This window comes from Aminobacter ciceronei (assembly GCF_014138625.1).
GTDB classification, from domain to species: domain Bacteria; phylum Pseudomonadota; class Alphaproteobacteria; order Rhizobiales; family Rhizobiaceae; genus Aminobacter; species Aminobacter ciceronei.
The window spans coordinates 24,497-30,496 of sequence record NZ_JACJHY010000050.1 but is presented as its reverse complement, the minus strand read 5'-3'; the positions used below and the strand labels follow the sequence as shown (position 1 = coordinate 30,496).

5 protein-coding genes are annotated in these 6,000 nt (G+C 65.2%); 3 read left to right on the top strand and 2 right to left on the bottom strand.

The genetic code is table 11. The annotated features are described in order from the left end of the window. Positions 1–210: 210 nt before the first annotated feature. Complete coding sequence (locus HNQ95_RS30835; protein WP_182576010.1) at positions 211–528, top strand: hypothetical protein; 318 nt, start codon at positions 211–213, stop codon at positions 526–528. A gap of 850 nt (positions 529–1,378) precedes the next feature. Here HNQ95_RS30835 and HNQ95_RS30830 read toward each other — a convergent pair. Together HNQ95_RS30830 and odc2 are read right to left on the bottom strand one after the other, a co-directional pair. Further along, positions 1,379–2,020, bottom strand: coding sequence for a GNAT family N-acetyltransferase (locus tag HNQ95_RS30830; protein ID WP_182576011.1), 642 nt, complete (start codon positions 2,018–2,020; stop codon positions 1,379–1,381). A gap of 116 nt (positions 2,021–2,136) precedes the next feature. After that, positions 2,137–3,270 carry an ornithine/lysine decarboxylase gene (odc2, locus tag HNQ95_RS30825; protein WP_154386463.1) on the bottom strand — a complete coding sequence of 378 codons (1,134 nt, stop codon included), beginning with the start codon at positions 3,268–3,270 and terminating at the stop codon, positions 2,137–2,139. Between the two features lie 549 nt (positions 3,271–3,819). On the opposite strand from odc2, the gene HNQ95_RS30820 reads away from it, so the two are divergent. Together HNQ95_RS30820 and HNQ95_RS30815 are read left to right on the top strand one after the other, a co-directional pair. After that, positions 3,820–5,019, top strand: a complete 1,200-nt coding sequence (locus HNQ95_RS30820; RefSeq protein ID WP_182576012.1) for an amidase — start codon at positions 3,820–3,822, stop codon at positions 5,017–5,019. A 4-nt stretch (positions 5,020–5,023) separates the two neighbouring features. Next, positions 5,024–5,932 (top strand): LysR family transcriptional regulator, encoded by a 909-nt coding sequence (locus tag HNQ95_RS30815; protein WP_067958465.1) that lies wholly within the window; start codon positions 5,024–5,026, stop codon positions 5,930–5,932. Positions 5,933–6,000: the final 68 nt, after the last annotated feature.

Below are 6,000 nucleotides of genomic sequence, written 5' to 3'. Positions count from 1 at the left end.
CAAATAGCTATCGACAACCGAGCGCTTGAAACGCGCACTGTGTTTGGACATGCAAAACCCCCGAAGGTTGTGTCCAACTTTCGGGGGTCAGTTCAGTGACGCCGGGCTTTTTCTATGCAACCCACGCACTTTCGGCACACACGCAATGCAACCGTAATGCACGTGGTCCACATCGCTCGCCAGGGACGATTTTGCGACGTGGAGTATCATATGACCCGAAATCGACTGGCCGCATTGGCCGCGACCCTGTGCGTCGTCGCCCTCGCCGGCTGCGTGGACGACCGCTATGGCCGCGACTGGGACGGTCCCAGGCACGGGCCGCGCAGCTGGGACGGCCCCAGAGGCGGGCCCCGTAGCTGGGATGGTCCGCGCGGGCCGCGCAATTGGGATGGGCCGCGCGAATACCCCAGGCATGGCCCGCCGCCGCGTCCCAGCAGTGAACCGCTCGACTGCCGAGGCGGACCGGCAACGACGCCGTCGCCCGATTGCATCGACCGGCCGCGACCGCGCCGCTTCTCCAACGACTGACTGCAAGGGCCGGGCTCGCCCGGCCTTTCTCATTCGTGAGGGACAAAGGTCCGACCCCGGCGGCCCGGTAATGTCCCCACAACAATTGAAGCCCACATCGCCCCGGTCAATTCCAGCCGGAGTGTCCTGTGAATCGAAATCGACTGATTGCCCTGGCTGCGACCCTGAGCGTGCTTACGCTCGCAGGCTGCGTGGACGATCGCCACGGCCCGCCGCGCTGGGACGACACGCGCTATCCGCCGCGCCACGGCGGCGATTACACTCGCTACCCGCCGCGCCATGGCGACAACTACACGCGGGATCCGCGGCGTCATGGCGGAGATCAGCCGCGCTGTCACCCCCGCCCACCTGTGCCGCCAATGCCGCCACGCCCACCCCGTGCACCACGCCCGCCATTCTCGGAGCCGATCTTCTGCACCCAGGAATATGGTCGCCCGCGGCATTCCCATTGCGACGACAGGCGGCGGCCACACCGTGGCGGCGACCAGTACTACACCACCAACCAGTGAGCGACGGCGCCGTGCCTCGTCGAGGCACGGCGCTTTGCCCGTCCCATAGCCGACGTGGAGTCGAAAGTGCGTCGAAACCGCCTTGCAGCAGTGGCAATGGTCATGGCTTGCGTTATGCCGCTGTCGGGCTGCGGCTACCTTGTCTCGGCAGTCGAGTTGAGTGACGAGCACACCACAAGCCAACAGCGGCCCTCGCTGTTGCCGCAATCGCCGCAGCCGTCAATCGCCTGCGTCAAGGAGAGAACGCCGTCGCCGACCTGTTTCCCGGCTGCGCCAGGCCGTATTTCGGCCTGGAGATAACGCGTTCCGGCTCACCTCAGGCAGCCGGGCGGACACTCCGGCTAGAGTGCGGCACGGCCCGTCGGACGCGCAAAGGACACGCCAGCGTTTTCCGATCCCGCACCGCCCTTACCGACCGTCGAGTCCGCCCTGCGCGCCGGGGCGCCGAGCTTGCGCCCGGCCGCCTTGAGCACGCCTTTGGCGCCGTCGAGCGCACCGGAAACGAGTTCCAGCGCGAGGAAGCGGTCGCGCTCATATGGGCCGGGCATGGCAAGCTGGCCGGTCTTCGCGGCGGAGAAGCCGAAACGCGCATAGTATGGCGCGTCGCCAACGAGCAGGATGACGCGGTGGCCAAGGCGGGAGGCTTCGGCGATAGCCAGGCGCATCAGCGCCGAGCCGATGCCGGTGCCCTTTGCCGCCGGATCGACGGCGAGCGGGCCGAGCAGCAGCGCAGCAGGACCGCCCTCGCCCAGCCGCACGTCCCACAGCCGCACGGTGCCTACGACCGAGCCCTTGGCATCGCGCGCGACCAGCGCCAGGCCCTCGGATGGGCGGCGACCGCGGCGCAGCTTCTCCGACGACTTCTTGCGCCGCTTCGGGCCCATGGCACGGTCAAGCAGTACCTCGCGCGCGGCGATGTCGGCCCGGGTTTCAGCCACGATCACGATGTCGGGCAAGATTTTGGCAATTTCTTCAACGTTCATTTCCGCGATCCTTCACGAGCGGAGATCTGTTCCACAAGCGAACCCGACCGGGCGTGCAGAGGCACGCCCGCCGGGGTGATCTGAACGGCTCCGGCGGCGGGCGCCGTTTCGAGCCGTCAGATCACGTAGGATCGGAGAGGCTCGAAGCCGTTGAAGGCGACAGACGAGTAGGTCGTGGTATAGGCGCCGGTACCCTCGATCAGCACCTCGTCGCCGATGGTCAGCGACAGGGGCAGCGGGTACGGTGTCTTTTCATACATCACGTCGGCCGAGTCGCAGGTTGGGCCGGCGAGCACGCAAGGTGCCACCTCGTCGCCGTCGCGGTCGGTCACGATCGGGTAGCGGATCGCCTCGTCCATCGTCTCGGCGAGACCGCCGAACTTGCCGATGTCGAGGAACACCCAGCGCACATTGTCGTTGTCGGCCTTCTTGGAGATCAGCACGACTTCCGACTTGATGACGCCGGCGTTACCGACCATGCCGCGACCCGGCTCGATGATGGTCTCCGGGATGTTGTTGCCGAAGTGCTTGGACAGCGCCTCGAAGATCGCCTGGCCATAGGCCTGGGCCGCCGGCACGTCGCGCAGGTAGCGCGTCGGGAAGCCGCCGCCCATGTTGACCATGCCGAGCATGATGCCTTCTTCGGCGAGCTTGGCGAACACCTTCTTGGCGTCAGCAAGCGCACGATCCCAGGCCGTCAGGTCGGTCTGCTGCGAGCCGACATGGAACGACACGCCAAAGGCATCGAGGCCGAGCGACTTGGCAACGCGCAGCACGTCGACGGCCATTGCGGGCACACAGCCGAACTTGCGCGACAGCGGCCATTCGGCGCCTTCGCCGTCGGTGAGCACGCGGCAGAACACGCGGGAGCCGGGAGCGGCACGCGCCACCTTCTCGACCTCTTCGACAGAGTCGACGGCGAACAGGCGGATGCCGAGTTCGAAGGCACGTGCGATGTCACGCTCCTTCTTGATGGTGTTGCCGAAGGAGATGCGCTCGGCCGGGGCGCCGGCATCCATAGCCATCTCGATTTCGGCGACCGAAGCGGTGTCGAAGGACGAGCCCATGCCGGCGAGCAGGCGCAGGATCTCAGGCGCCGGGTTTGCCTTGACAGCGTAGTAGACCTTGGACTCAGGCATCGCCTTCTCGAAGGCGCGGAAATTGTCGCGCACGACATCGAGGTCGACGACCAGGCAAGGGCCGGACGGACGTCGGGTGGCGAGGAAGTCGAGGATGCGCTGAGTGGCCATAGGTCTCTCCATCGCGCGGTCCTGCCGCGCAAAAATCATCAAGCTGCGGGACGGCCGTTCCCGGCCGCGGAATCCCACGGTGGACAAAGACATGACCGCTATTTGATGGATCCAGCCTGTGGAGACCCTGGAACCACAAATGCGCTTCACGCGGCGATGAACCTGAGCCAGCCCGGCTTCGGTTCGCTTTGTCTGCCTTGGCTTGGAAATGGGAAGACCCGTTCCGCACTGCCGGCAATGAAGGTGTGCCTCTTCAGTAACCCCGGCTTTTGGACAGCCGGAAGAGAACCAGAAAGGCCCGCACCGTCGTTGCTTCAAGGTGTCCTCGATTTTGCGGTTGGCCGCCAAATCGACTGGAGGGGTTAGCTCCAGTTACCTTACCGATTTCCTCGCCATTCGAGGGATCGGCGGACACCCACAGGCACGTGCGACTTTGGGCAAGCGCGGATATATGGCTCGTCACCGTCACAATCAATTAAAATCTCATGGCGGGTTGAAAAAATTCAACCATCGAACAATGTTGGAGACATCGTAAACAGGCTTCGAACGATGACCGGCACATCCGACCGCTTCAACGCTTTTCTCGATGTGCCGCAAGCACCTGTTTTAAATGCGGAAACCGGGTCCTTGGCGAGGCTTCGGCTGGCAGTCAAGGATATCTATGACGTCGCCGGCTACAAAACCGGCTGCGGCAACCCGGCAAAGGCTGCAAGCGCCGAAACAGCCACAAGAACCGCGCCTGCGATACAGATCCTGCTTGATGCCGGCGCGCGATTCGTCGGCAAGACCCAGACCGACGAACTTGCCTTCTCGCTGATGGGCCAGAACGCGCACTTCCCGCACCCGATCAATCCCGCCGCGCCGGACCGCGTCACCGGCGGTTCGTCGTCGGGCTCGGCTGTGGCGGTCGCCGGCATGCTCGCCGACATCGCCATAGGCTCCGACACCGGCGGCTCGATCCGGGCACCGGCGAGCTTCTGCGGACTGATCGGCCTGCGCACCACACATGGGCTGATTTCGCTCGACGGCGCGATGAAGCTGGCGCCGAGCCTCGACACATTCGGCTGGTTCGCACCCGATATCGACGTCTATGAGACCGTGGCGAAGCTGCTCATCGGCGAGGACGCCCATCGCGGCCAGCTGAAAAGGCCCGTGGCGCTCGACTGGCTCGACAGCCTGCCGACCGGCCCGGATGAAGCGGCAGAGTACCAGCGGATGCGCCGGCGTGCCGGAACCGCCCTTGGCCTGATCGCCAAGGCTGGCCCTCTCTCTTTTTCATCAGACGAGCTCTATTGGTGCTTCCGCAAGATCCAGGCCTTCGAGGCCTGGCAAGAGCATGGAGCCTGGATCGCTTCCGGAGATCGTGGCCTCGGGCCGGGCGTCAAGGAGCGTTTTGAGTTCGGCGCCACCATTTCCGCGTCAGACTATGCCGCCGAGATCGAAAGGCGCGACGCGTTTCGCCAGGAGCTGGGCGTGCTGCTCGGCACGGACGGCATTCTGGTCCTGCCGACGGTACCGGGAGCCGCGCCCCTGGCCAGCGGCAGCCATGACGAACTTCTCGCCTATCGCGAGCGCGCTTTGATGCTGCTCTGCCTGTCCGGCCTGTCGGGCTTCCCCCAGATAACGCTGCCGATCGGCACGGTCGACGGCGCGCCGTTCGGGCTGTCGCTGCTCGGCCCGGCCGGCAGCGATCTCGCGCTGATCCGGTTGGGACGCCGCGTGCTCGACACTGCCGGCACAAAGGACTGATGCCATGGACACACTCACCCGCATGCGCGCCTTCATCGACGTGGTCGAGGCCGAAGGCTTTTCCGCCGCCGCGCGCAAGATCGGCCGCTCCAAGGCGCTGCTGTCCAAATATGTGCGCGAGCTCGAGGACGAACTCGGCGCGCTGCTGCTCAACCGCACGACACGGCAGTTTTCGCTGACCGAGGCAGGCCATACCTATTACAGGCGTGCCTCCGAGATCATCCGCGAGGTCGACAGCCTAGCCGATGCTGTGCGCGAATCCTCGGGCGACGTGCGCGGCCGGGTCAAGCTGTCGGCGCCGCGCACCTTTGCCGACGCGCCGATCGGCCGCTCGCTGATCGAATTCGCCAAGGCACATCCTGATATCGTGCTCGAGATTCATCTCGACGACCGCTTCGTCGATCTTGTCGAGGAAGGCTTCGACCTCGCCATCCGCATCTCCAGGCTGGAGAACTCGTCGCTGATCGCCCGGCGCTTGGCGCCGTTCGGCATCCGGGTCTGCGCCTCGCCCGAGCTGATCGAAAAATACGGCATGCCGACAAAACCGGCGGATCTCGCCAACGTGCCCTGCATCATCGACACCAACGGCCGATACATGTCGAACTGGCCATTCTCCGGCGAGACCGGCGACGTCATGACCGTATCGGTCTCAGGTCCGATGGAGGTCAACAGCCCGATGGCGGCGCGGGCCGCGGCCGTTGCCGGACTCGGCTTTGCCATCCTGCCCGATTTCATCGCCGCCCCCGATCTCGATTCCGGCCGGCTGGTACCGGTGCTCGACGACCGCCGCCTCGGCGGCGGCGGCATCTTCGCCGTCTACCCGCACCGGCGCTACCTGCCGGCGAAGATCCGGGTCTTCGTCGACTTCCTGGTGCAATGGTTCAAGACCAACCCCTGCAATCATGCCGTTTAGTTGAACGGCCGCCGTCCCACTTTCGCCCGGTTTCTGATAATTGTCGGCATCACCCAACATGTCGGGCC